Annotated in this window: 29 protein-coding genes; 16 read left to right on the top strand and 13 right to left on the bottom strand. The window is 60.7% G+C overall.

Going from position 1 to position 25,124, the window contains the following annotated elements; translation table 11 throughout:
• Positions 1-65: 65 nt before the first annotated feature.
• Positions 66-1,337 carry an MFS transporter gene (locus tag BMZ57_RS12075; protein WP_010207461.1) on the bottom strand — a complete coding sequence of 424 codons (1,272 nt, stop codon included), beginning with the start codon at positions 1,335-1,337 and terminating at the stop codon, positions 66-68.
• A gap of 26 nt (positions 1,338-1,363) precedes the next feature.
• Positions 1,364-1,624, bottom strand: coding sequence for an accessory factor UbiK family protein (locus tag BMZ57_RS12070; RefSeq protein ID WP_010207460.1), 261 nt, complete (start codon positions 1,622-1,624; stop codon positions 1,364-1,366).
• Positions 1,625-2,046: 422 nt separating this feature from the next.
• Here BMZ57_RS12070 and glnK point away from each other — a divergent pair, with 422 nt between their 5' ends.
• From glnK to sutA, 4 genes are all read left to right on the top strand, one after another.
• Positions 2,047-2,385, top strand: a complete 339-nt coding sequence (glnK, locus tag BMZ57_RS12065; RefSeq protein WP_002555808.1) for a P-II family nitrogen regulator — start codon at positions 2,047-2,049, stop codon at positions 2,383-2,385.
• Between the two features lie 34 nt (positions 2,386-2,419).
• Entirely contained in the window at positions 2,420-3,757 is a 1,338-nt protein-coding gene (locus BMZ57_RS12060; RefSeq protein ID WP_010207459.1) for an ammonium transporter, read from the top strand.
• A gap of 211 nt (positions 3,758-3,968) precedes the next feature.
• A complete protein-coding gene (locus BMZ57_RS12055; protein ID WP_010207458.1) occupies positions 3,969-4,394 on the top strand; it encodes a secondary thiamine-phosphate synthase enzyme YjbQ in 426 nt (141 codons plus the stop codon).
• Between the two features lie 103 nt (positions 4,395-4,497).
• Entirely contained in the window at positions 4,498-4,824 is a 327-nt protein-coding gene (gene sutA / locus BMZ57_RS12050; RefSeq protein WP_010207457.1) for a dormancy-specific transcriptional regulator SutA, read from the top strand.
• A 58-nt stretch (positions 4,825-4,882) separates the two neighbouring features.
• Here the strand turns inward: sutA and BMZ57_RS12045 are convergent, their stop codons facing one another.
• The 6 genes from BMZ57_RS12045 to lptM are packed head-to-tail and all read right to left on the bottom strand — an operon-like array spanning position 4,883 to position 9,468.
• Positions 4,883-5,578 (bottom strand): HAD family hydrolase, encoded by a 696-nt coding sequence (locus BMZ57_RS12045; protein WP_010207455.1) that lies wholly within the window; start codon positions 5,576-5,578, stop codon positions 4,883-4,885.
• Positions 5,575-6,474, bottom strand: coding sequence for a tyrosine recombinase XerC (gene xerC / locus BMZ57_RS12040; protein ID WP_010207453.1), 900 nt, complete (start codon positions 6,472-6,474; stop codon positions 5,575-5,577). Before xerC ends, BMZ57_RS12045 begins: the two co-directional genes overlap by 4 nt.
• A 2-nt stretch (positions 6,475-6,476) precedes the next feature.
• Entirely contained in the window at positions 6,477-7,193 is a 717-nt protein-coding gene (locus BMZ57_RS12035) for a DUF484 family protein (protein ID WP_010207452.1), read from the bottom strand.
• Positions 7,194-7,206: 13 nt separating this feature from the next.
• Entirely contained in the window at positions 7,207-8,037 is an 831-nt protein-coding gene (dapF, locus tag BMZ57_RS12030; RefSeq protein ID WP_069672953.1) for a diaminopimelate epimerase, read from the bottom strand.
• Between the two features lie 3 nt (positions 8,038-8,040).
• Positions 8,041-9,288 carry a diaminopimelate decarboxylase gene (lysA, locus tag BMZ57_RS12025; protein ID WP_010207450.1) on the bottom strand — a complete coding sequence of 416 codons (1,248 nt, stop codon included), beginning with the start codon at positions 9,286-9,288 and terminating at the stop codon, positions 8,041-8,043.
• Between the two features lie 9 nt (positions 9,289-9,297).
• The gene (gene lptM / locus BMZ57_RS12020) at positions 9,298-9,468 is read right to left on the bottom strand and encodes an LPS translocon maturation chaperone LptM (protein WP_010207449.1); all 171 of its coding nucleotides are present in this window, start codon (positions 9,466-9,468) and stop codon (positions 9,298-9,300) included.
• A 238-nt stretch (positions 9,469-9,706) separates the two neighbouring features.
• Here lptM and cyaY point away from each other — a divergent pair, with 238 nt between their 5' ends.
• The 3 genes from cyaY (at position 9,707) to rnk (ending at position 10,805) form a co-directional block, all read left to right on the top strand.
• Positions 9,707-10,039: an iron donor protein CyaY gene (cyaY, locus tag BMZ57_RS12010; protein WP_010207448.1), complete on the top strand. Its 333-nt coding sequence runs from the start codon at positions 9,707-9,709 to the stop codon at positions 10,037-10,039.
• A 2-nt stretch (positions 10,040-10,041) separates the two neighbouring features.
• On the top strand, positions 10,042-10,260 hold the full coding sequence (locus BMZ57_RS12005) for a DUF1289 domain-containing protein (RefSeq protein WP_010207446.1): 219 nt from the start codon (positions 10,042-10,044) through the stop codon (positions 10,258-10,260).
• 131 nt (positions 10,261-10,391) lie between these two features.
• Positions 10,392-10,805 (top strand): nucleoside diphosphate kinase regulator, encoded by a 414-nt coding sequence (gene rnk, locus BMZ57_RS12000; protein WP_010207444.1) that lies wholly within the window; start codon positions 10,392-10,394, stop codon positions 10,803-10,805.
• Here rnk and BMZ57_RS11995 read toward each other — a convergent pair.
• The 3 genes from BMZ57_RS11995 to BMZ57_RS11985 form a co-directional block, all read right to left on the bottom strand.
• Positions 10,802-13,642, bottom strand: coding sequence for a class I adenylate cyclase (locus BMZ57_RS11995; protein WP_042570931.1), 2,841 nt, complete (start codon positions 13,640-13,642; stop codon positions 10,802-10,804). The genes rnk and BMZ57_RS11995 overlap by 4 nt on opposite strands.
• A 168-nt stretch (positions 13,643-13,810) precedes the next feature.
• Positions 13,811-14,065, bottom strand: a complete 255-nt coding sequence (locus tag BMZ57_RS11990) for a TIGR02647 family protein (RefSeq protein ID WP_010207442.1) — start codon at positions 14,063-14,065, stop codon at positions 13,811-13,813.
• Positions 14,066-14,161: 96 nt separating this feature from the next.
• Positions 14,162-14,446 carry a hypothetical protein gene (locus BMZ57_RS11985; protein WP_010207441.1) on the bottom strand — a complete coding sequence of 95 codons (285 nt, stop codon included), beginning with the start codon at positions 14,444-14,446 and terminating at the stop codon, positions 14,162-14,164.
• A 125-nt stretch (positions 14,447-14,571) separates the two neighbouring features.
• Between BMZ57_RS11985 and BMZ57_RS11980 the strand changes: the two genes are divergently transcribed.
• Positions 14,572-15,231 carry a glutathione S-transferase family protein gene (locus BMZ57_RS11980; RefSeq protein ID WP_010207440.1) on the top strand — a complete coding sequence of 220 codons (660 nt, stop codon included), beginning with the start codon at positions 14,572-14,574 and terminating at the stop codon, positions 15,229-15,231.
• A gap of 142 nt (positions 15,232-15,373) precedes the next feature.
• On the opposite strand, the gene argH is transcribed toward BMZ57_RS11980, so the two are convergent.
• Entirely contained in the window at positions 15,374-16,768 is a 1,395-nt protein-coding gene (gene argH / locus BMZ57_RS11975) for an argininosuccinate lyase (RefSeq protein WP_021492610.1), read from the bottom strand.
• A gap of 505 nt (positions 16,769-17,273) precedes the next feature.
• Between argH and BMZ57_RS11970 the strand changes: the two genes are divergently transcribed.
• From BMZ57_RS11970 to BMZ57_RS11945, 7 genes are all read left to right on the top strand, one after another.
• The gene (locus BMZ57_RS11970) at positions 17,274-18,020 is read left to right on the top strand and encodes a LytR/AlgR family response regulator transcription factor (protein WP_010207438.1); all 747 of its coding nucleotides are present in this window, start codon (positions 17,274-17,276) and stop codon (positions 18,018-18,020) included.
• Positions 18,021-18,158: 138 nt separating this feature from the next.
• Positions 18,159-19,100, top strand: a complete 942-nt coding sequence (hemC, locus tag BMZ57_RS11965; protein ID WP_010207437.1) for a hydroxymethylbilane synthase — start codon at positions 18,159-18,161, stop codon at positions 19,098-19,100.
• On the top strand, positions 19,097-19,855 hold the full coding sequence (locus tag BMZ57_RS29765; protein ID WP_010207436.1) for a uroporphyrinogen-III synthase: 759 nt from the start codon (positions 19,097-19,099) through the stop codon (positions 19,853-19,855). The genes hemC and BMZ57_RS29765 overlap by 4 nt, the downstream gene beginning before the upstream one ends.
• A gap of 18 nt (positions 19,856-19,873) precedes the next feature.
• Positions 19,874-20,986, top strand: coding sequence for a uroporphyrinogen-III C-methyltransferase (locus tag BMZ57_RS29760; RefSeq protein WP_044288053.1), 1,113 nt, complete (start codon positions 19,874-19,876; stop codon positions 20,984-20,986).
• A gap of 5 nt (positions 20,987-20,991) precedes the next feature.
• Positions 20,992-22,233, top strand: a complete 1,242-nt coding sequence (locus BMZ57_RS11955; RefSeq protein WP_010207434.1) for a heme biosynthesis protein HemY — start codon at positions 20,992-20,994, stop codon at positions 22,231-22,233.
• A 236-nt stretch (positions 22,234-22,469) separates the two neighbouring features.
• Positions 22,470-22,991, top strand: a complete 522-nt coding sequence (locus tag BMZ57_RS11950) for a disulfide bond formation protein B (RefSeq protein WP_010207433.1) — start codon at positions 22,470-22,472, stop codon at positions 22,989-22,991.
• A gap of 209 nt (positions 22,992-23,200) precedes the next feature.
• On the top strand, positions 23,201-23,659 hold the full coding sequence (locus BMZ57_RS11945; protein ID WP_010207432.1) for an Rsd/AlgQ family anti-sigma factor: 459 nt from the start codon (positions 23,201-23,203) through the stop codon (positions 23,657-23,659).
• 53 nt (positions 23,660-23,712) lie between these two features.
• Here the strand turns inward: BMZ57_RS11945 and BMZ57_RS11940 are convergent, their stop codons facing one another.
• The gene (locus BMZ57_RS11940) at positions 23,713-24,390 is read right to left on the bottom strand and encodes an FKBP-type peptidyl-prolyl cis-trans isomerase (RefSeq protein WP_042570928.1); all 678 of its coding nucleotides are present in this window, start codon (positions 24,388-24,390) and stop codon (positions 23,713-23,715) included.
• Between the two features lie 192 nt (positions 24,391-24,582).
• Here BMZ57_RS11940 and BMZ57_RS11935 point away from each other — a divergent pair.
• Positions 24,583-25,124 (top strand): AlgP family protein (locus BMZ57_RS11935; RefSeq protein WP_217649216.1); only part of this gene is annotated, 542 nt, incomplete at its 3' end.

Raw genomic sequence — 25,124 nt, 5'->3', positions numbered from 1 at the left:
CCTGCGGTTTCTCAAAGGTAGTCGAGGGAACGCATGGGCAACGAATCAGACTTTTACAGGACGTATCAACGTGCAAAGGCGTTGGGATACTTATCCAGATAGGCGCCGTTGAGTTGGGTGTCCGGGGCACGCATGAAGGTGCGGAAATCGGGAATCAGGAACACCAGCAGTGACAACCCCAGCACCATCGCCCCCAGCGACGTGATGGTCAGGGTGACACCGAGGTTGGCGATCAGGCCATTCATGGCGAAACTGCCCAGCGGGCTGGCTGCCGCGGACAGAAAGGACACGGTGGCGAAGATCCGGTTGCGGTGCTGCTTGGGGGTCGCCAGTAATCTCACGGCAGAGGTCGGAATGTTGATCAGCATCAGGCCCACCCCGCCACAGAAAAACGCCAGGGGCACGACGACTATCGATGAGAGCGCGCCGGCCAGCCACATATTGCCCCCCAACAGTGCAAAGCCTGCCGCGACACACAGGTCGCGGGGTACCCGTTGGGTCAACCAGCCGGTGATCGTGTAGCTGCCCGCCAGGATGCCCAGGCCGAAGCACGCATCCAGCAGGCCGAGGTAGGTGATCGGGTAGTGGATAACTGTCTTCACGTACAGCGGCAGCAGGATGGTAAAAAATGGAAACAGGGCAAAGTTGACGAGCATCGCCACAAGAGCCAGGTAGAACTCGACCTTCACCCCATAGACCGCCTTGAAACCCGAGTAAATCATGCGCCAGCCGCTGGAGGTCGGTTCAGGTTCATCTGGGGCGCTGGCGCCGAGGTGGAGTGGAATGGATGCGATCAACACTGCCGCGCCAAGCATCGCAATGAAGTCGACGGCAAACGCCAGCGGGGTACCGAAGCTGAAAATCAACGCGCTGGCCATGGCTGGCCCGAGCAGGTTGGAAATGGACGACAGCATGCTTTTGGTGCGCACGGCCAGTGAGACCTGATCGTCACGCGCAAACAATGGAATGATCGACGACTGCAGCGGCTCGCGCACACCGGCGACGGCACTGCTGATGAGCATCAGGGCGCCGACGCTCCAGGGGTTGAACAGCTGCGTCGCAGACAGAAAAAACATCAACAGCGCGGTCAACACGCTGGTCAGGGAAACCAGCCTGAGGATCAGGATCTTGTTGTACTTGTCGCCCAGCCATCCCAGCAGAGGGCGGGCCAGCACCTGCGCCGCGATGGAGCAGGCGATCATGTTGGCGAAGACGACGGCGGAACCGGTTTCCTGCAAGGCCCACCACGCCACGGCGAGTTGGTTGCAGCGGCCACCGAGCACCACCAGTAAAAAGCTGAATTGTATTTTCAGCAGGCGCCGGTCGAGGGCCGGCAAGCCCCACAGGGACCGGTTGATGCCGGTTATTCGCCCGCTGGCGTCAATCGCGCTTCCAGTTCCGCGACTTTTGCCTCCAGGCTCTCCAGCCGCGCACGCGTGCGGGCAAGTACCACCATCTGGCTATCAAATTCTTCGCGGCTCACCAAGTCGAGCTTGCTGAAACCACTTTGCAGCAAGGCCTTGAATTGGCTTTCGATTTCATTGCGGGGCAATGGGGTGTCACCGCTGAACAGGCGAGAGGCGTGGCCGCTCAGGGCGTCGAGGAGGTCTTTGGGCGCGAGCATGGGAAATATTCCGGAAAACTGTTGGCCGGCAGTGTATCACGCAGCGTCTATAGTCTTTTTCACGACGGCGGGCGCACGCTTTTCGCGCAGAGCGTCGGGCGGCTACGCACTGTTTTTGTGCGCATTGCCGTCGCCCAAAAGCCTCGCAGGTGGGGATAAGTGGGCAAAGGACTGATTTCAGTGATTTTTACGGAGCTGGCAAGGTTTCTGCTTAGACGAACATGACCCATGCACTGATGCAGTCGCTGTGACGAATGCAGTGCGCCGACGGATCAGGGGTACAGGTTTCGTCACCAGTGGTTCGCTGGCGTCGCAAAGGCAAATGCCGAGGCGACGACGCGTTACAAAGCCAGGCACTGCGCTTAGACTTGAGACGGGTTTGTTTTCCTGGGGCAAGTCCACCAATTCGGGAGAGAGTTTTCATGAAGCTAGTCACTGCCATCATCAAGCCGTTCAAGTTGGACGATGTACGCGAGTCGTTGTCCGAGATCGGCGTGCAGGGCATTACCGTTACTGAGGTCAAAGGCTTCGGTCGGCAGAAGGGTCATACCGAGCTGTATCGCGGCGCGGAATACGTGGTCGATTTCCTGCCGAAGGTGAAGATTGATGTCGCCATTGACGACAAGGATCTTGACCGGGTTATCGAGGCGATAACCAAGGCCGCCAACACCGGCAAGATCGGTGACGGCAAGATCTTCGTGGTCAATCTGGAACAGGCTATTCGCATCCGTACCGGCGAAACCGATACCGACGCAATCTAAGCCGCCAAACCCCAACGCCCCAGGAGAAAACAATATGACTCTGCGTAAATTCGCAGGGCTCGGAGCCCTGTTGTCCATCGTAATGCCAAGCCTGGCCATGGCGGCAGACGAAGTGGCTGCTCCAGTCCTCAATTCCGGCGACACCGCCTGGATGTTGACCGCCACCGCTTTGGTGCTGTTCATGACCATCCCTGGCCTGGCGCTGTTCTACGGCGGCATGGTCCGCTCCAAGAATATTCTGTCGGTGATGATGCAGTGTTTCGCTATCACCGGCCTCATCAGCATCCTCTGGGTCGTATACGGCTACAGCATCGCGTTCGATACCACCGGTATGGAACAGGGTGTGGTCAACTTCAACTCCTTCTTCGGCGGCATGGGCAAGGCGTTCCTGGCGGGCGTGACCCCGGCCAGCATCACCGGCCCTGCAGCGCTGTTCCCGGAAGCGGTGTTCATCACCTTCCAGATGACCTTCGCGATCATCACCCCGGCGCTGATCGTCGGTGCCTTCGCTGAGCGTATGAAGTTCTCCGCGATGCTGATCTTCATGGCTATCTGGTTCACCCTGGTTTATGCGCCGATCGCGCACATGGTCTGGAGCGGCAACGGTGGCCTGATGTGGGACTGGGGCGTGCTGGACTTCGCCGGCGGCACCGTGGTGCATATCAACGCGGGTGTGGCTGGCCTGGTGGCGTGCATCGTGCTCGGCAAGCGTAAAGGCTTCCCGACTACTCCAATGGCTCCGCACAACCTGGGTTACACCCTGATCGGCGCGGCCATGCTGTGGATCGGCTGGTTCGGCTTCAACGCTGGTTCCGCGGCTGCGGCCAACGGCACTGCCGGCATGGCGATGCTGGTTACCCAGATCGCTACCGCTGCTGCAGCGCTGGGCTGGATGTTCGCCGAGTGGATCACCCACGGTAAGCCAAGCGCACTCGGCATCGCCTCGGGTGTGGTGGCGGGCCTGGTAGCCATCACCCCAGCGGCTGGCACCGTGGGCCCGATGGGCGCCTTGGTGATCGGCCTGGTTGCCGGTGTGATCTGCTTCTTCTGCGCCACCAGCCTCAAGCGCAAGCTGGGCTACGACGACTCCCTGGACGCGTTCGGCGTGCACGGTATCGGCGGTATCGTCGGTGCGATTCTCACCGGTGTGTTCGCAGCCCCTGCGCTGGGCGGCTTCGGCACCGTGACTGACGTTGCCGCGCAGGTTTGGATCCAGTGCAAAGGCGTTGGCTTCACTGTGATCTACACGGCGATCGTGACCTACGTCATCCTCAAGGTGCTGGACATGGTCATGGGCCTGCGGGTGACCGAAGAAGAGGAGGCCGTCGGCCTCGACCTGGCGCAACACAACGAGCGCGGCTACAACTTGTAAGTACGCATAAAAAAGATGCCCGGCTTGCCGGGCATTTTTTTGCCTGGCGTTTGTCAGTCATAACACGCTGTGTCGGTTTTTTCGTCGAGTTTGTGATGAGGTTCACCCGGCACTTTTCCGCGTGCCAATGTCTTACAGGCATGTAGGCGTATTCGGCACTTTGTTTTTTCCCAGAGCGCGCTAGAATGCGCGCCGATGGGCGGAGAACTGTATGTGGCAACAGACCTTGATTACCCTGCGGGCCAAGCCCCGGGGCTTTCACCTGGTGACCGATGAGTTGCTGGCCGGCTTGCCTGAGTTGAAGGCCTGTCGCGTGGGCTTGTTGCATCTGTGGTTGCAACACACTTCGGCCTCGTTGACCGTGAACGAGAATGCCGACCCGGCGGTTCTCCGTGACTTCGAACGTTATTTCAACGCGCTGGTGCCGCAAGGCCTTGCCGGGTTTGAACACAACGACGAAGGTCCGGATGACCTGCCGGCGCACTTCAAGGCCAGTCTCCTGGGCTGCCAGCTGAGTTTGCCGGTGAAGGCCGGCCGCTTGGCGATGGGGACCTGGCAAGGTGTTTATCTGGGCGAGCACCGTGATCATGGCGGTGCTCGTAAAGTCCTCGCCACCTTGCAGGGTGATGGGGCATAAGCCACTGGTTATCCCGTGGATGTTGATTTTTTTCCGGCAGCCGTCGACAGAAGGTGAAGCTGGGCTATAACTAATCTGCTTTTCGCAAGTCATGAGGTAGAACATGAGCGACGATGATCTGGAAAACGACGACCTGGAAGTAGGTGACGACGACGACACCGAAGAAGGTCTGGAAGCGGCGGCGGAAGACGTGGCTGACGACGACGGTGGCGATGACGCACCTGCCCCGGCTGCCAAGGGCAAAGCCAAGGCTGCTGTGTCGGTAGATGAATTGCCGAGCGTTGAAGCCAAGAACAAAGAGCGTGATGCCCTTGCCCGTGCGATGGAAGAATTCCTCGCTAAAGGCGGCAAAGTGCAGGAAGTCGAGGCCAACGTGGTGGCAGATCCACCGAAGAAGCCTGATAACAAGTACGGCAGCCGACCTATCTGAGGTCAGTCACCAGCTTGTAGGGAAAAGCCCGCCGTCGCTGCGGGCTTTTTCATGGGCGTTATTTCCAGCCAGCCAGCAAAGGCGCTAATTCGGCCAAGCTGCGAACCTCTGCATCCGGGCGCTTATCGGCTTCCCAAACCTTACCCGTCGGGTTGAACCACACCGCCCGAAGCCCCGCCTGCTGCGCCCCGGCAATATCATCCCCTGGATGATCGCCAATATGCACCGCTGCGCTGGCATCCACGCCACCGCGTTGCAACGCTTCTTGAAACAGTCGCGCATCCGGCTTGGCGATGCCGATGTCTTCAGCGCGCAGGGCAAAGTGAAAGTAGTCCGCCAGGCCCACGCGCTGCACGTCGGCATTGCCGTTGGTGATCACCCCCAGCAAGAAGTGTTGGCGCAAGGCTTTGAGCATGGGCTCCGCTTCGGGGAAGGGGGCGAGTTGGTGGCGCGCGTGTATGAACGCCTCGAAGCATACATCCGCCATTTCCGTGGCCTCAGGCTGTGGATAACCAGCCTCTTCAAACGCATGCATCAACACCCTGTGACGCAAAAGGCTGATCCGGTGTTTCAGCTCGGGATGGCGCTCCAGCACCTGTTGGCGAAGACTGGCGAAGTGCTCCAGCGGCAAATCGCCGACCTTCGCAGCGTTGACCGTCAGCCATTCGCGCATCGACGCTTCGGCGCTGATGATGACGGGTACGTTGTCCCAGAGCGTGTCGTCCAGGTCGAAAGTGATCAGCTTGATACTCATGAGTCGCCGCCCTTGATGCGTTTGGCCCGTGGATGGGCGCTGTCGTACACCGTTGCCAGGTGTTGGAAATCCAGATGGGTGTAGATCTGCGTGGTCTTGATGTCGGAGTGGCCGAGCAGCTCTTGAACCGCGCGCAGGTCCTGGGACGATTCCAGCATATGGCTGGCAAAGGAGTGTCGCAGCATGTGTGGGTGCAGGTTCTGACCCAGCTCGCGCTCACCGGCGGCCTTGACCCGCACTTGAATCGCCCGTGGCCCCAGGCGCCGGCCTTGCTGGCTGACAAACACCGCGTCATCCGCGGGATTGGTCAGCAGGCGCAGCGGTAGCCACAGTTGCAAGGCTTCCCGGGCTTTGCGGCCCACCGGTAGCACGCGGGTCTTGCTGCCCTTGCCGAGTACTTGCACCAGGCCGTCCGCCAGGTCCAATTGGTCGAGATTCAGGCCAGTCAGCTCCGACAGACGCAGGCCAGATGAATAGAACAGCTCCAGGATGGCCTGGTCGCGATGGGCCAGGAAGTCATCCTCGACGGCGCCATCCAGCAATTGCAGGGCGCGGTCGGTGTCCAGGGTTTTGGGCAGACGTCGTTCGCCCTTGGGCGGCGACAGGCCGTTGGCCGGGTCGTGATCGCACAGGCCTTCGCGGTTCAAATAGTGATAGAGCCCGCGTACCGCCGAGAGCAGGCGCGACAGGCTGCGCGAGGATTGACCCGCCTGGTGCAGGCGCGCGATCAGGCTGCGCAGGCTCTGGATATCCAGAGCCTTCCAGCTGCTGATCTGTTGTTTCTCACAGTAGGCCAAGACCTTGTTCAAGTCCCGCCGGTAGGCTTCCAGCGTATGGGGCGACACCTGGCGCTCGTTGCGCAGGTGAGCGCAGTAAGCGTCCAGTTGCCGTTCCATGGTTAGCGCACCGCGCGCAGGGCGGTGGTGAAGCGCGGCAGGACGCGGCCCAGTACTTCGGCAATGTAGGTCAGGAACAGCGTGCCCACTGAGCTCTTATAGTGCTGGGGATCGCGGCTGGCGATGGCCAGTACACCGTGCAGGCCTTGATGGCTGAGAGCGACCACCGCAGTGGAACCGATCTGCTTGCGCTGCTCGGCACCAAACAGGAAGTCCAGCTCATGCTCGCGCAAGGTGCCGCTGATGGTCTTGCCTTCGGACAACAGGCCGCCGATGGCCGTTTGTGCGTCGCTGCCGCTGACCCAGCGACCCACCGGCATCGGGTTGTCGCTGAATAGGATCAAGCTGACAAAGGGCACCTGGAAGTCCTGGCGAAGGCTGTCTTCGACGGCGATCACCGTTTCTTCCAGGCTGGTCGCATCCATCAGGGTCAGGATCAGGCGACGGGTTTTTTCGAACAGGCGGTCGTTGTCGCGTGCGACGTCCATCAAGTGCGAGAGCTTGTGGCGCATTTCGATATTACGCTCGCGCAGGATCTTCATCTGCCGCTCCACCAGCGACACAGTATCGCCGCGTTGGTGGGGGATGCGCAGCGCCGGCAGCAGTTCTTCGTGCTCGACGAAGAAGTCCGGATTAGCCTCAAGGTACGCCGCGACGGCAGCGGCCTCCAGACTGTCGCTCGGGGTAGCGTGTGCGGGTACTTGAGGCTTATCGGTCATTAGATTGGCTCACTCATAGACGGACCTGTCCTTCGTATACGCGCGAGGCCGGCCCGGTCATCATCACCGGGTGGCCAGGGCCTGCCCACTCAATGGACAAGCGTCCACCGGGCAGGTCGATCAGCAGCGGCGAATCCATCCACCCCTGGCTGATCGCGGCCACGGCAGCGGCGCAAGCACCGGTGCCGCAGGCCTGGGTTTCGCCGGCGCCGCGTTCCCACACACGCAATTGCGCGCGGGTACGGTCGATCACCTGCAGGAAGCCCACGTTGACCCGTGCCGGAAAGCGCGGGTGGTGTTCGATCTTCGGCCCCAATTCATGCACGGGCGCGTTGTTGATGTCGTTGACCCGCAGCACGGCATGGGGGTTGCCCATGGACACGGCGGCGATCTCGACGGTCTTGCCGTCAACATCCAGTGTATAGCTGGCAGCTTGCTCGGGGGCCTGGAACGGAATGTCCGCCGGCACCAGGCGTGGCGCACCCATGTTGACGCTGATCTGGCCGTCACTGCGGATATCCAGTTCGATCACGCCGCTCTTGGTCTCGACACGGATCTGCCGCTTGGCGGTCAGGCGCTTGTCCAGCACAAAGCGCGCGAAGCAGCGCGCACCGTTACCGCACTGTTCCACTTCGGAACCGTCGGCGTTGAAGATCCGGTAACGGAAATCCACCTCCGGGTTGCTGGGAGCCTCGACGATCAGTAACTGGTCGAAACCAATGCCGGTGTGACGGTCGCCCCACTGTTTGGCGTGCTTGGGCAGGATGTGCGCGTGCTGGCTGACCAGGTCGAGGACCATGAAATCATTGCCCAGCCCGTGCATCTTGGTAAAACGCAGCAGCATGGCTTACTCCGGCAGCAGGCTTTCGCCAGCATACAACTCGGCTACCGTCTCGCGGCGACGCACTTCAAACGCTTGATCACCGTCCACCAGCACCTCGGCGGTACGCCCGCGGGTGTTGTAGTTGGAACTCATGACAAACCCGTAGGCACCGGCCGAATGAATGGCCAGCAGATCGCCTTCCTCCAGCGCGAGCTGACGATCCTTGGCCAGGAAGTCACCGGTCTCGCAGATCGGGCCGACGATGTCATAGGCGCGGGCTTCGCTTGCACGAGGCGTCACGGCGGTGACATTCATCCAGGCCTGGTACAGCGCCGGGCGGATCAGGTCGTTCATCGCCGCATCGACGATGGCGAAATCCTTGTGCTCGGTGTGCTTGAGGTACTCGACCTGGGTCAGCAGCACGCCAGCGTTGGCGACGATGTAGCGGCCAGGCTCGAACATCAGCGTCAGGTCGCGGCCTTCGATACGCTCGCGCACAGCCTTGATGTAGTCGGCAATCAGCGGCGGCTCTTCATCGCGATAACGCACGCCCACGCCGCCACCGAGGTCGATGTGGTGCAGGTAGATGCCGCATTCGCCGAGACGGTCGATCAGCGCCAGCAGGCGATCGAGCGCATCCAGGAATGGCGGCAGCGTGGTCAGTTGCGAGCCGATATGGCAGTCGACGCCCAGTACTTCCAGGTTCGGCAGTTGGGCGGCGCGGATGTACACATCCTCGGCGTCGGCAATAGCGATGCCGAACTTGTTCTCTTTGAGACCGGTGGAGATGTATGGGTGGGTCCCGGCATCGACGTCCGGATTGACGCGCAGGGAGATCGGCGCACGCACGCCCATCTCGGCGGCCACGACCTGCAGGCGCTCCAGCTCGTCGGTGGATTCGATATTGAAGCAGTGCACGCCGACTTCCAGGGCGCGACGCATGTCTTCGCGGGTCTTGCCGACGCCGGAGAACACGATCTTTTCAGCCTTGCCGCCAGCGGCCAGCACACGTTCCAGCTCGCCACGGGAGACGATGTCGAAACCAGCGCCCAATCGCGCCAGGACATTCAGTACGCCGAGGTTGGAGTTGGCCTTGACCGCGTAGCACACCAGGTGCGACACGCCGTCGAGGGCGTCGGTGAACGAGCGGTACTGGGCTTCGATATGCGCACGCGAATACACATAGGTCGGGGTGCCAAAGCGCTGGGCTATCGCGGACAACGCCACGCCTTCCGCGAACAGCTCGCCGTCCCGGTAGTTAAAAGCGTCCATGGAGTACCCTTATTCGTAGGTGTCGTGCTTATGCGCTTTGGATGGTTTTTGCGACGATTGCGCCTGTTCATTCGGGTCTTTGCTGTCATCGGGCAGGTACAGCGGGCCTTTTTGACCACAGGCACTAACGAGGCAAGCGACCGCGACGAGCGCAGCAAGGGAAGAGATCAGGCGCTTCATGGCGAAATCCTTGAATATGCATTAATTGCGCCCGAGTATACCGACCACCCGCCAGCTTGCCTATGCGCTGGAATACCCGTCCGGCGGGGGTTTGCCGAGAGAGTCAGGAAGCGGACTACGCTGCTTGAGGATTTTTCACACCGTCAATCGTGTTGAAATCGGTATCCTTTGCAATCGGCGGGGCTCGCCCGTATCGTGCGGCGCTTGAGCAAAACCAGACACTTTTGAGGTTGCCACAATGAGTTTGACCGAAGCCCGTTTTCACGACCTGGTGGATTCGACCCAGCAGGCGTTGGAGGATATTTTCGACGACAGCGGCCTGGACGTGGACCTGGAAAACTCGGCCGGCGTGCTGACCGTCAAGTTCGAGAATGGCACTCAACTGATCTTCAGTCGCCAGGAGCCTTTGCGTCAGCTGTGGCTGGCTGCACGTTCCGGTGGTTTTCACTTCGATTACAACGAAGAAGACAACAATTGGCAGTGCGACACCAGCGATGAGCTGCTCAGTGAAATGCTCGCGCGGCTGGTTCTGGAACAAGCCGGCGCCGAGCTGGATTTTGACGAGATCTGACCGTGACCCAGCCTGCACCTGTCCGCCCGCCGAAACCGTTGTTCAGTAATGTCAGCCCGGCGGTGCCGTCACCTTGTATCAGTTTGTGTCGTCTGGACGAGCAGAAAGTCTGCCTCGGGTGCTTCCGGCACGTGGAAGATATCCGCGAATGGCGCTCTGCCGACGACGCGCGGCGCCGACTGATCTGCGCGGAAGCCGAGCAGCGCAGGGCGCGCGCCTGAGGCCGTCTTGTTTATTTGTGACGCTGTGGTAGTGTCCGGGTACGCCTCAACTCATCGAGGCCCGTGAGAACCCCGCCTTTTCCTGGCGGGGTTTTGCTTTTTTGTGCAGAAAAAAGGAGTCTGCCTGAATCATGACCACCGCACCGTCCATCATCCTCACCCGTCTTGACGTGCAGCGTCTGGAGCAACTGATCGACCGCCTGGGCGACGAATCTCCCGGCGTCGAAGCGTTGCAAGCCGAACTCGACCGCGCCGAAGACGTGGTTGGTCACGATGAAGTGCCTGCGGGTGTCGTGACCATGAACTCCAGTGTGCATTGCCGAGAGCAAGGCAGCGGCAAGGACTACCACCTGACCCTGGTCTACCCGAAAGACGCGAACGCCGACGAAGGCAAGATTTCGATCCTGGCCCCCGTGGGCAGCGCGTTGCTCGGCCTGCAAGTTGGCCAGCACATCGACTGGCCGGCACCGGGTGGCAAGACCCTCAAGCTGGAATTGCTCAGTGTTGAAGGGCAGCCTAAAGACGGCGGCGCCTTCCCTCTCTAAATCTGGCTCAGTGCCTCGTTGAGCGACAGCTCAAGTTCGGCCTTGTAACGCAGGTACAGGTTGCTTGGGCTTTGCACATCGCCGAGCAGGCCGGACAGATCCAGGTCCGTTATGTAGCAGCGGTAACGCTCGGTCTCCCGGCGTTGCCCGACGATTTCCTGGGCGACCACTGCAAACAGCTGGTCGCCAAATTCCAGTTCGGAAAACTCCCGCTGATTGCAGTACAGCGTGATACCTACCTGGCCCTGCGCTGCCTTGCCGATAATTGCCTGCACGTCATAAAACGGTTTGTTCGTCGGGTTCAACGGCGCTGGCCGAGGTTCGATGCCGCGTGCGCGACCACTGACCGACGGCAATAGCTGGTAATACAAGACCTGTACCGCGCCCAGCGGCTCTTGCGGATCCAGCGGGGACAATGCGTCCCGGCGATAAATGATCGACTGCAAGAAGCGCTGCAACGGCGCCAACAGACTCTGTTCATCGTGAAACGGCAAGCGCTGCTGCCAAAGCGCGTTGAATTCATCCAGCACATACAGCTCGGCAAAACCCTCGTTGACGCGGTAGAACACCTGCACGCAATCGGCCATGCCCATCGGCAGCAACACTGCCAGATCGTGGTCTTCCAAGGCCATGGCGTCCAGGTGCAAAGGGCTGTAGCTGGCCAGTTCTTCGCTGAGGTAGGCGACCAGCGCATCCTGGGTCGCCAGTGATACATGGTTGGCTTGGCCCGGCATCAGCTCCATGACGTGATAGTGCTGCTGCACCTGGAGCACATAGCGGTGATTGCCCTGGCTGAGCAGCAGGTTCTGCGCGGTGTCGAAGATCTCTTCCACGCGCTGGGCAATGAATTGCGCGCGGTTGTGACAGAAGCAGCGCACTCGCAGGCGTGGCAGATGGTCGGGAGGCAACTGGTTGAGGTAGTCGCGCAAGCAGTCGAGCAACGCGTGGGGGCCGTCGTAGCGGCTGACCATCACCTCGTTCCAGCTGTTGAGCGTGACCTGGTCCAGGGTCAGCACCAGGTTGTCGCGCACACCGGCATAACTCAGGGAGTCGGTGCGCTCGGTGGTCATCAGGATATTCAGGTCGCGATGGTGCTTGAGCGGGTCGACGCCGACGTTGATCAGCAACAACACTTCTTCGGGCACTGCCGAGCGCAGCAGGCGTTGTTCATCCACGCTGGTCAAGGGCAGGTCGATGGTCTGTTGCAGGCTGCCCAGCAGGTTGAACAGCTCGAATTCAGTCATGTCACTGGTGCCAGGGTGCAAGGCCAGGCGCGTGCTGCTGTCGATCACGCCGTTGCGATGGCACCAGGTGAGCATCTCCAGCAGGTCGCGACTGCGCTTGATCGGCGCGAAGTGCTCCCATTCCAGGGCCGTCAGGTTACCGTTGTACAGGCCCCAATGATGCTGGCCCGGCTCCTTGCGGTTGGGCGATTGCACCAGGGTCAGGGTGTCTTCGGCCAGGTCCGGGGCGATGCCGGGGTTGATGAACTCGACTTTGCCGGCCTTGCGCTCGAACGCGGCGTACAAGCGCCGCCCCAGTACGTTGAGGTCGCGCTTGTTGATCAGGCTAACGGTCTGTTCGGTGCGGGCGAACTGGGTCAGGAAGCGATAACTGTAATTGAGCTCGCTGACCAGCGCCCGCCGCTCGGAAGCGACCTGGCGTACCTTCCATTGGCTGCGACTGTCCAGCAGCGCCAATTGGCGCTGGTCCCAGCCCCATTCGTGGGCCAGGCGCTCCAGCAACAGCCGTTGCCAGCTGGTGGTGCGCTGGCTGGCGCTGAGCTTGCGGTTGACCTTCAGGTACAGCGCGCGCCGCACCAGCTCCAGGCGCTCGGGTTCGTTGCGGGCCTTGAGGTATTCCTCGATGCGGCGGTACACCACGATGTACGGGTCCAGCTCATCCAGGTCCATTTGGTTGGCGAACACTGCACGCTTGAAGCGCAGGCTCAAGCAATGCACGTTCGGGTGTTCGCTGGCGTAGACCTCGGTCAGCAGCAGCTTGAGCACGGATTTGTAAGGCGACTCGATGCCCTTGAACAGCTGCCACAGCCCGGCGCCGATGAATTCGCCTGGGGGGATGCGCGCCAGGTGGCCGAGGTCGAGGGTTTCATCGGCGCGGATGAAACGTTTGGAAATCAGCGTGTGGGTGAACTCGGCATACCGGGTCTCTTCATACACCGGTACCAGCCACCAGATCGGCGTGCGCCCGGCCAGCCAGATGGCGGTGCGGTAGAACTCATCCAGCAACAGGTAATGCTGGGTGGTGCCGCAGTCGTCGGAGCTCAGCTGCGTGTCGCGCTCACCGAGGACAAAGCGCGTCGGCTCGATCAGAAAGAAGTGTGCCTCGGCGCCCATGGTCAGGGCCCAGGCTTCCAGCAACTGGCATTTCTTGCGCAGTTCGGCCAGTTCAGTCTCGCTCAGGTCCGCGGCGTGACACACCCACACGTCCATGTCGCTCTGGTCGGCCTGGGCCAGGGTACCCAGGCTGCCCATCAGGAACAGGCCGAGGATCGGTCGCGGCGGGTTGCCATGGCGTGGCTTGTAGGAGAACGAGCGGGTCAGGCGCTGGGCTTCGGTGAGGGCTTGGGCGTCCGGTTCGTAATTCGACAGGCCTGCCGGCGTACTGCCCGACACATAGCCAGGCAGCAGCGGATGGTTAACGTGGAAAAACAGCGGCAACAGGTTCAGCACGCTTTGCTGGCGCGGCGTCAGCCCCTCGATGGCCCGGGCCATGCGGCCTTCATTGAGGGCCATGAACCGCGCGCGCAGCTGGGCCAGCACCTTGCGGTCGATGCCTTCGTCCAGGTCGGGGCGGATTTCATGGGTGCGGGTCATGTCGAACTCGGTGGCTCGCAGGGCCCGACGTGGGCGGCCGTGTAGGAGTTTACAGCCAGTAGCGTAGGAGGTTTAGAGGGAAATGGATTTTGACGTCAGAATTTTCGCACTTGCACAGCAACGCCCTCGGAATCCGCACATAGCGGACTCCATGGGCGGTATCCGGTATCAGGCGGCTTCTTTGGTCGTGGCAGTGGTCAAGATCGTCAGCAGGGTCTGGGCCTGCTCTGCGGCGTCCCGGCCAAGGCTGGTCAGGTAGCCTCCGTCCGGCTGGTCGATCAGCCCTTTCGCGTGGAGGCGCTTGGCAGCGGCGATGGCGGTAGGCGCGGCGGTCTGGTGGACTTTCAGACCTTCTTTGGTGCTGTCCAATGGGAAGAGTACAAGGATTTCCAGTTCGGCAACCAACTCAGGGGTATACGACATAAGGACTCCAGACTTTCTAAGAATTTATTAGAGGCTAGCAGGCCATAAGGTGAACGCACTTTGCCGAACTGTCCAGTGTGTTGCCGCGTGTTGGATTTATTGCTTTTCGGGTGGCAACTCCGGCAGGGCGCGCAGTGCAGTTTCATACCATTCGGTATTGAAGGCGCGGTCTTCTTCCAGCAGCGCATCGATCTCGACAGCCAGCACGTGGGCCATCAGCTGGAGGATCTCTTCACGCTCGTAACCGACCAGGGTCAGCTTGTTGAAGGTGGCCTTGGCAGCCGGTGGGTTTTCGCTTTCGATCTGGTTCTCGATCGCTTCGATCAAGGTGGTTTCGGCGAATTCTTCTTCGTCGTTGTCGATATCGGTCGGCTCGCTCATGGCAGGCTCCTCAAGGAAAGGGCGTCAGTCTAACCCCATTCAGGCAGGTGATGCTGCTGGTCAGGGCGGGCGCCGGGATCTATAACAGTTGCAGCCAACCCCTTTCCCGGCCTGGAGGCACAGACATGCTCAAGCTCTACGGATTCTCGGTCAGTAACTACTACAACATGGTCAAGCTGGCGCTGTTGGAGAAAGGGCTGCCTTTCGAAGAGGTGCCTTTTTACGCCGGCCAAACCCCTGAAGCCCTGGCCGTGAGCCCGCGAGGCAAGGTGCCGGTGCTGGGCGTCAAGCAGGGTTTTATCAACGAAACCAGCGTGATCCTCGAGTACATCGAGCATACCCAGGAAGGGCCCGCACTGCTGCCGGCCGAGCCGTTCCAGCGTGCTCAGGTATTGGCGTTGTGCCGGGAAATCGAGCTGTACATCGAACTGCCTGCTCGCGCCTGTTTCGCCGAGGCATTTTTTGGCATGCCGGTGCCGGATGCGATCAAAGAGAAGTCCAAGGCCGAGTTGCTGTTGGGTTTCGGGTCGTTGGGCAGGCACGGCAAGTTCGCACCCTATGTGGCGGGTGAGAGTTTCACCATTGCCGATCTGTATTTCATGTACAGCGTGAACCTCGCCTGCGCGGTGGGCGAGAAGCTGTTTGGCCTGGATCTACTGGCTGAAATGCCGGCGGCCAAGGCGTTGCTGGAAAGGTTGCACGCCATGCCCAACGCTCAGAAAGTGGCGGCGGACAGGGAGGCAGCGATGCCGGCCTTTATGGCGATGCTAGCGGCAAAAAAATAATAACGACGAGCGCCGCTCAAAATGTGGGAGCGGGCTTGCTCGCGAAGGCGGTGGATCAGTCAACACATTGATGACTAGTCCACCGCTTTCGCGAGCAAGCCCGCTCCCGCAGGGTTGACCGCGTTGCAGCAGAAACCGCGGTCTAGCGGCTGGCGAGCAGGGCCTGGCCGCGCGCGACGGCTGCCTTCACCTGCGCCGGCGCAGTACCGCCCACGTGGTTACGGGCATTCACCGAGCCTTCCAGGGTCAGCACGGCAAACACGTCCTGTTCGATCTGGTCGCTGAACTGGCGCAGTTCTTCCAGGCTCATTTCCGCCAGGTCCTTGCCAGTGTCCACGCCGTACTTAACCGCGTGGCCGACGATTTCGTGGCAGTCGCGGAACGGCAGGCCACGGCGTACCAGGTAGTCCGCCAGGTCAGTCGCAGTAGAGAACCCGCGCAGCGCCGCTTCACGCATGATCGCGTGCTTGGGCTTGATCGCCGGAATCATGTCGGCAAAGGCGCGCAGTGAGTCGCGCAGGGTGTCGGCGGCGTCGAACAGCGGTTCCTTGTCTTCCTGATTGTCCTTGTTGTAGGCCAGGGGTTGGCCTTTCATCAGGGTCAGCAGGCCCATCAAGGCGCCGAACACGCGGCCGCTCTTGCCACGCACCAGCTCGGGTACGTCGGGGTTTTTCTTTTGCGGCATGATCGAGCTGCCGGTGCAGAAACGGTCTGGCAGGTCGATGAACTGGAATTGCGCGCTGGTCCACAGCACCAGCTCTTCGGAGAAGCGCGACAGGTGCATCATCGCGATGCTGGCAGCGGCGCAGAACTCGATAGCGAAGTCACGGTCCGACACGCCATCCAGGGAGTTGCCGCCCACGGCGTCGAAGCCCAGCAACTGCGCGGTGTATTCGCGGTCGATCGGGTAAGTGGTGCCGGCCAGCGCGGCGCTGCCCAATGGCATGCGGTTGGCGCGCTTGCGGCAATCGACCAGGCGCTCGTAATCGCGGCTGAGCATTTCGAACCAGGCCAGCAGGTGGTGGCCGAAGGTCACAGGCTGCGCGGTCTGCAGGTGAGTGAAGCCCGGCATGATGGTGTCGGATTCACGCTCGGCCTGTTCCAGCAGGCCTTTTTGCAGGCGGGTGATTTCGCCCAGTATCAGGTCGATTTCATCACGCAGCCACAGGCGGATATCCGTGGCCACCTGGTCGTTACGGCTACGGCCGGTGTGCAACTTCTTGCCGGTCACACCGATGCGGTCGGTGAGGCGGGCCTCAATGTTCATGTGCACATCTTCCAGGTCGACGCGCCAGTCGAACGTGCCGGCTTCGATCTCGCCACGAATGGTGGTCAGGCCGTCGACGATGCTGTCGCGCTCGGCGTCGGTCAGCACGCCGACCTTGGCCAGCATCGTCGCGTGGGCGATGGAGCCCATGATGTCGTGGCGGTACAGGCGCTGGTCGAAGGTGACGGAGGCGGTGAAGCGGGCGACGAAGGCGTCGACGGGTTCACTGAAGCGGCCGCCCCAGGACTGGTTGGTCTTGTCGGTGCTCATGGATTCGCTCGTGATCTGCTTAGTAAAGAGGCATGGAAGTGTGCCGGCGATAATAACAGGGTTGCCCGTGGACGCGGTGCTGCGGGTTGTCGGCATTTTTATTTGTGCAAAGGATGGCTAAGTGCCTTGCCGCCGAACGCGTCCAGGACGAGACTGGGTACAGGTACTTGTTGAAACGATATTTGACGATTGAGCAATGTCGTCTCAGTGAGCGTCTACAGTTGGACTGATAGTGTGTGAATGCACCAAAGTCGGGTGATGCGGTCAGAGCCCAGACTATCCATTTAAAAAGGGGGGTATTCGGATTGTGTATCAGCAAACCCTACGACGATGCCCGAAGGCAGCAGGTCTTGGGCGCTATTGAACAGGTCCGGGTAAATATGGGTGCCACTCTCAGGGCACTTTTTGCCGCTCGCGCTAGTCTTAGCGTGGATCGCTGTGACGCAAGTCACCGCACCTGTCTACGCTATCCTTGTGCGAGACTCACGCAGGAATCCAGCGCAATATGAATGTCCTGATCGTTGATGACGAACCCCAAGCCCGCGAGCGACTGAGCCGTTTGGTCAGTGATCTCGAGGGTTATGCAGTACTAGAGCCGAGCGCCACCACGGGCGAAGAGGCGTTGACGCTGATCGACAGCCTCAAGCCGGATGTGGTGTTGCTCGATATCCGTATGCCGGGCCTCGATGGCCTGCAAGTGGCCGCCCGGCTGAGCGAGCGAGAGTCGCCACCCGCCTTGGTATTTTGCGCAGCAGGCGATGAGTTTTCTGCGGAGACGCTGGAAGCCAGCGGAGTCAGCTTCCTCACCAAACCGGTGGCTGGCGAAGCGTTGCTCAAGGCGTTGAAAAAGGCTGAGCGCCCAACCCGCGTCCAACTCGCTGCCCTGACTCAGCCTGCTGCCCAGAGTGGTAATGGGCCGCGCAGCCATATCAGCGCCCGTACCCGCAAAGGTATCGAGCTGATCCCCTTGGGCGAGGTGGTCTATTTTATCGCCGATCACAAGTATGTGACCCTGCGCCACCAGGGCGGCGAAGTGCTGCTCGATGAACCGCTCAAGGCGCTTGAGGATGAATTTGGCGACCGCTTCGTGCGTATCCACCGCAATGCGCTGGTGGCTCGCGAGCGGATCGAACGCCTCCAACGCACGCCGCTTGGGCACTTTCAGCTGTTCCTCAAAGGCCTTAATGGCGACGCGCTGATCGTCAGCCGACGGCATGTGGCCGGTGTGCGCAAGATGATGCAGCAGCTTTAGCCCGAGGGCTGTGGCCAGGCCTGTAACCCATATCCCGGTGCGACGCGGCCAGGGAGGCCCCGCACTTGCTGATTCAAATCAAAGCGTATTTGCCTGAGCTGTTATTATCTGCCGTATCTATTCAGTACGGATTGATCCATGTCCTCTCGCGAAATCCGCATCGCCACCCGTAAAAGCGCCTTGGCCTTGTGGCAGGCCGAATACGTCAAAGCTCGCCTGGAACAGGCTCACCCTGGTCTCAAGGTGTCCCTGGTGCCTATGGTCAGTCGCGGCGACAAGCTGCTCGACTCGCCACTGTCGAAGATCGGCGGCAAGGGTTTGTTCGTCAAGGAGCTGGAAACCGCGCTGTTGGAAAACGAAGCCGACATCGCTGTGCATTCGATGAAAGACGTGCCCATGGACTTCCCTGAAGGCCTGGGCCTGTTTTGCATCTGCGAGCGCGAAGACCCGCGTGATGCCTTTGTTTCCAACACCTACGCCTCCTTGGACGCATTGCCTTTGGGCAGTATCGTCGGTACGTCGAGCCTGCGTCGCCAGGCTCAGCTGCTGACTCGCCGGCCGGACTTGCAGATCCGCTTTCTACGCGGCAACGTCAACACTCGCCTGGCCAAGCTGGATGCCGGTGAATATGACGCGATCATCCTCGCAGCGGCCGGCCTGATTCGCCTGGGTTTCGAAGACCGCATCACTTCGGCCATCAGCGTCGAGGACAGCCTGCCAGCCGGAGGGCAGGGCGCCGTTGGCATTGAATGCCGCACCGCCGACAGTGAAATCCACGCCCTGCTCAAACCCCTGGATCACCCTGACACCGAAATACGCGTGACGGCTGAACGAGCCTTGAACAAGCACCTCAACGGTGGCTGCCAGGTGCCGATCGCCTGCTACGCCGTGCTCGAAGGTGAACACTTGTGGTTGCGTGGCCTGGTGGGCGACCCGGAAGGCGGCACACTGCTGACCGCCGAGGCGCGTGGACCACAGCGTGACGCCACGGCCTTGGGTATCCAGGTGGCCGAGGAGCTGTTGGACAAGGGTGCGGGTGCCATCCTGCAAAAGGTCTACGGCGAGGCTGGCGCGCAGTGACCGAATGGCGCGTGCTGCTGACGCGGCCTGCCGAGGAGTCGAGGGCGCTTGCGGCCTCGTTGGCCGACGCCGGTATTTTCAGCAGCAGCCTGCCTTTACTGGATATCGAGCCGCTCCCCGTTACGCCTGAACAGCAGGCCGTCTTCCATGACCTGGGTCGCTACTGTGCGGTGATCGTGGTCAGCAAGCCTGCAGCGCGCCTTGCAGTTGCGCAGCTGGATCGAACATGGCCGCAGTTGCCATGGTTCAGTGTCGGCGCTGCCACCGCGCAGGTATTGGCCGCACAGGGGCTGAATGTTAAGTATCCGCCTACTGGCGACGACAGTGAGGCCTTGCTTCAATTGCCTGCGTTGCGCGAGGCTATCGCCCGCCCGGATGCCCGGGTGTTGATCCTGCGCGGCGAGGGCGGTCGGGAGCTGCTGGCGGAGCGCTTGCGCGAACAAGGTGCTAGTGTCGACTATCTGGAGTTGTATCGCCGTTTCCTACCGGCCTACAAGGCCGGGGCATTGATACAACGCATCCAGTTGGAACGCTTGAACGGCCTGGTGGTCAGCAGTGGGCAGGGTTTTTTACACCTGCAAGCCCTGGCCGGAGCCGATTGGCCCCAGGTGGCCCAGCTGCCGTTGTTCGTGCCAAGCCCCCGTGTCCAAGAGATGGCGCGGGTCGCTGGCGCAGAAAAAGTTGTGGATTGTCGCGGTGCGAGTGCCGCGGCTTTGTTAGTGGCGATACGGAGTTATCCCGTTCCCACTCTCTGAAACGCAAAGGACGGATACGTGAGCGAAACAGCCTTGCCTAAAGATGAAACCCAACCCGCACTTGATGCGCCGGTTGAGTCACCGGTTACCGCGCCGCGTCGCGGCAATGGCCTGGCAATCGTCGCCCTGCTGCTCGGCGTAGCGGGTGTTGCCGCCGGCGGTTGGGGCGTCTGGCAGGTCCGCGCGCTGCAAGCCAGCAGCCAGCAGCAGCTGGGCCAGGTGCAGACCCTCGATGACCGATCCCAGTCCCTCAAGCAAAGCCAGCAACAACTGGCTGCGCGGCTGGCGCAGTTGCCGGGTGCTGATGAGCTGGAGGAGCGCCGTCGCCTGGTGGCCCAGTTGCAGGGTGACCAACAGCGTTTGAGTCAGCGTCTGGAAACCGTGCTGGGGTCCAGTCGTAAAGACTGGCGCCTGGCTGAGGCGGAACACCTGATTCGCCTGGCGAGCCTGCGCCTTTCTGCCCTGCAAGACATCAACAGCGCCCAGGCGTTGGTCCAGGGGGCCGACGAGATTCTTCGCGAGCAAAGCGATCCTGGCGCCTACGCTGCTCGCGAGCAATTGGCCAAGAGCCTTGCCGCGCTGCGCAGCACCGAGCAGCCGGACCGCACCGGGCTATACCTGCAATTGGCGGCCTTGCGCGACCAGGTCGTGCAACTGGCCGCCATTGCCCCTGAGTATCAGCTCACCGAACCTGCTTCCGATGGACGCCCGACTACCGATACGGAAAGCCGCTGGAGCCAGTGGTGGGAGCAGATTTCCCGTTACTTCCGCATTGACTTCAACCCGGATGACAACATCCGTCCGCTGCTGGCTGGGCAAGGCTTGAATCAGGTGCGCCTGGCCCTGAGCCTGGCGCTGGAGCAGGCGCAATGGGCAGCGCTCAACGGTGAGTCGGCGGTCTACAGCCGCTCCCTGGGCGAGGCGCGCAGCGTGTTGCAAGATAATTTCAACCAGGACAACCCGCAAAGCCAGGCGATGCTGGCGCGCATCGCCGAGCTTGAGCCCAAGGCGGTGTCGGTGGTGACGCCGGACCTGGCCGCGAGCCTCGCTGCCGTGCAGGCATACCTTGAGCGTCGTCACTTGTCTGCCGACGAAGCCAAGGCGGCGGCCACGCCGGCGAAGCAGGAGTAGAGCCGATGAAACGTTTCTATGTGATCCTGGTTCTGGCGATTGCAATCGCGCTGGCACTGGCAGTGGGCATTTCGAAACACACCGGCTACGTGCTGATTACTTATCCTCATGTGCTGCATTACGAGTCGAGCCTCTGGGCAACCTTGGTTGCGGTATTTGCCATCGGCCTGGCGATCTACCTGATCCGTGTGTTGTTGAGCCTGGTCACCACTTCCGGTGGCGTGGTCAACCCCTGGTCGCGGCGTAACCGCAGCCGTCGCGTACAGATTGCAATCGAGCAAGGTCAGATGGACCTCGCCGAGGGCCGCTGGGCCAGCGCTGAGCGCCACTTGCACCGTGCCGCCGAAGCCGAGCGTCAGCCGCTGCTGTATTACCTCGGCGCAGCCCGTGCCGCGAATGAGCAGGGACGTTACGAAGAGTCCGACGGCTTGCTGGAACGCGCCCTGGAGCGTCAGCCCCAGGCCGAGCTGGCGGTTGCCTTGAGCCATGCGCAACTGCAGCTTGACCGCGGTGATACTGACGGCGCACTGACCACTTTGCAGACCATGCATGAACGTCATCCTCATAACGCCCAAGTCCTGCGTCAACTGCAGCGCTTGCATCAGCAGCGGGGCGATTGGTCTTCGGTGATCCGTCTTTTGCCTGAGCTGCGCAAGGATAAAGTGCTGCCCGCCAGTGAACTGGCCGAGCTTGAGCGACGGGCGTGGGGCGAGAACCTGAGCCTCGCGGCCCAGCGTGAAGAGCAGGGCGAGGCCGGTTTGCAGTCCCTTGAGCGGGCCTGGCAGCAACTCACGTCCGCCCAGCGCCAGGAGCCGCAACTGGTCCTGGCTTATGCCGAGCAACTGCGCCAATTGGGCGCCGATGCCAAGGCCGAAGAAGCACTGCGCGGCGCAATCAAGCGTGGCTACGACAGTCATTTGATTCGACTCTACGGCTTGCTGCGCGGCGGTGACCCGGCCAAGCAATTGAAGTTTGCCGAAGGTTGGCTCAAGGACCATCCAGGGGATGCCAGCCTGCTGCTGACGCTGGGCCGCCTGTGCCTGCAAAACAGCCTGTGGGGCAAAGCGCGGGATTATCTGGAAAGCAGCCTTCAGGTGCAGCGCAATCCCGAGGCCTGTGCCGAATTGGCGCGTTTGTTGGCGCAACTGGGTGACACCGACCGCAGCAACCAGTTGTTCCAAGAAGGGCTGGGGCTGCTGGATAACCGTTTGCTGGCGTCCCCACTGCCTGTCCCAGTTCGGGCCTGACGTAGGAAGCTAGATGAGGGTTGGCTCGGACATGTCTGGCGGCCAACCCCTTTCGACCTTGAAAAACTGTTTGCAGAGCGTTTGTGGGCAACGTCCGACGCTGAGCAACCCAACGTCCTCCATCTTCTGGCGGTAAGTCCTTACCCTCTCGCGGAATCGTCTGCTCTGGCACGTATTGAAAGGGGTCAGGCCTTTCCTCTACCGTAACGACCTATCTTTCGCTGTGCGGATAAAGCATGTCTTTGGCCCCTTCACGCTCCTTGTTTTTCCTTGCGTTCCTGGCAGGTGCGCTGACATTGGGCGCGTCCTTTTACCTCGAGTTCGGCGTCTCCCTGCGCCCTTGCTTCCTGTGTCAGATGCAAAGGGGGTTCCTGGCGGCTTTCACATTGATCAATCTGGTCGCCGCGATCCATAACCCCAGGCGCCTGGTGAGTTGCCTGTATGGGCTGGCAGGCATGGTCTTCGCGTTGCTCGGCGCCATTACCGCCGTGCGCCAGGTGTTGCTACAAAACGCCGCACCGGACCAGGCGGCTGATTGCTGGCCCAGCCTGCATTACATGATCGAAAACCTGTCGGTTTGGCAGGCCCTGCAATTGACGGTCAAAGGCACCGTCGACTGCATGGATATCAGTTGGACGCTGTTTGACTTGAGCCTGCCGGAGTGGAGCTTGTTGTTCTTCGTCGGGATGTTGATCCTGGGTGCCATACAGTTTTCACCGCTGCTTTCAAGCCATCGTTTGCGCCCGGCGAGACGCTGAAGGCCACTCACAGTTCGTAAGACGGGATTAAACACTTGTATGAACTTTCTCTCCTGCGTACCTTGAAGCCACAGTCATGCGGGCATAATCTGGCCCGCACGTGTCATTGAAACCGTTTGTCAGATGCGGCCTTGTCCCGCTGTTGCTTTATCCTTGAAGTGTTGCGCGGGCACCAGGCGGCAGCGCCCCTATAGGGAAGAGAGATCACCATGCTGGAAAGTTGTCAGAATGCTCAGGAACGCTGGGGTGGGGTGCACAAGCTGATCGACAGCTGGCTGAAGGCACGTCACGAACTGGTTCGGGCCTTTGATGCACTCGGCGCCAAGCCCGAGGCACTGGCGGAGAACCGTGAACCGTTGCAGGATTTCTGCGGTGTGTTGGTGGACTACGTGTCAGCCGGCCATTTCGGCGTCTACGAACAGCTGACCAAGGAGGCGGAAGCCTTCGACGATCAGCGTGGCTTGGAATTGGCTGAGACCATTTACCCACGCATCGATGTCATCACCGAAAAGCTATTGGCCTTCACCGACCTGTGTGATGCCGGAAACTGTGTTGCTGCAAAATTCAAAGAATTGGGCGCACTGTTGCATGAGCGATTCGAGCTGGAAGATTGCTTGATCGAAGTGCTGCACAACGCTCATAAGGAAGAGCCTGCTACCCAGGCTTGACCCTCGACAGCCCTACAAAAAACGGTGCGCATGACGCACCGTTTTTTATGGCCTCAGTGTCGGGTGCCGAGTAACTCGATCTCGAACACCAGGGGGGTATAGGGCGGAATCAATTCGCCGGCACCGTCGGCACCATAGGCCTGGGCTGATGGGATCACCAGGCGCCATTTCGCACCCACCGGCATCTGTTGCAACGCACTGCTCCAGCCGTTGATCACGCTGTCCAGGCGAAACCACTGGGGTTGCGTGCTTTGGTCGAACACCGTCCCATCGGGTAACCGCCCCACGTACTTCACTTGAACTTGATCGCTGGCCGTTGGCTTGTCGCCAGTGCCGGGGGTGAGCTCGGTGAGCAAGATTCCATCCGCTAATTCGCGCACGCCTTTTACGGCTTTTTCCTTGTTCAGGAATTGGTGTTCGGCCGCGAGTGCTTTTTCGCTTTGCGATGCCTGCGAGTCGGTTTCGGTCTGTGCTTCGTGCTGGGCAAGAATCTGCTCGATGCGTGCGTTGTCCAGTGCCAACGGCTTGCCTTGATACGCTTGCTTTAGACCGTCGATCAACGCCTGCAGCTGCAGGTCGGGAACCTCCTGGCGCAAGCGTTCGCCGAGGCTTGCGCCCAGGCTGTAGGCGAGGTCGTGCTGGTTTGGTTCAGTGGTTTTCGCGGGCGATTGCTCGCTCGCATTGGCCCCTGATATCGCCAAGCCAAGCACAAGGAAAAGATAACGCGACATGGGGATTCTCCCGCCGAAAGTGCGACGGATTATGCCAGTGTGAACGGGTAAAAAGAGCCGTGTATTTTCGTTATATCGATAAGAATTTCCGCACGGTGCAACGCAAGTCAAACGATACTGTCAACATGCCCTAGCGGCGGTAAGAGCAGAGGGCTAGTATGAGCCGCACCCACGTCAGCCAGGAGGTAAACCATGTCGGCCAAACAGAAGCCTGTTAATACCCCGTTGCATTTACTCCAACAACTTTCGGGCAGCTTGCTCGAACATCTGGAAAGCGCCTGTTCCCAAGCGTTGGCCGATGCAGAAAAACTGCTCGCCAAGCTGGAAAAACAACGCGGTAAAGCGCAAGAAAAGCTGCACAAATCCCGCACCAAACTGCAAGACGCCGCGACTGCCGGCAAGGCCAAGGCTCAAGCCAAAGCCAAAGACGCTGTCAAAGAACTTGAGGATCTGCTGGACGCCCTCAAGGATCGCCAAGCTGAAACCCGCGCCTACATTTCCCAACTCAAAAAAGATGCTCAGGAAAGCCTGAAACTGGCTCAGGGCGTTGGTCGTGTGAAAGAAGCTGTGGCTAAAGTGCTGGGCGCTCGTACCCCTGCAAAAGTTGTTGCTGCGAGCTCGGCGAAAAAGCCGGCGAGCAAAGCTGTTGCTGCCAAGGCACCGGTTAAAGCCGCCGCAAAACCTGCTGCCAAAACCGCTGCTGCAAAACCAGCCGCCAAGCCAGCTGCCAAAAC

The organism is Pseudomonas simiae (assembly GCF_900111895.1).
In the GTDB taxonomy this organism is placed as follows: Bacteria; Pseudomonadota; Gammaproteobacteria; order Pseudomonadales; family Pseudomonadaceae; genus Aquipseudomonas; species Aquipseudomonas simiae.
The sequence above is the reverse complement of the archived record's forward strand: the minus strand, read 5'-3'. Positions and strand labels throughout refer to the sequence as shown.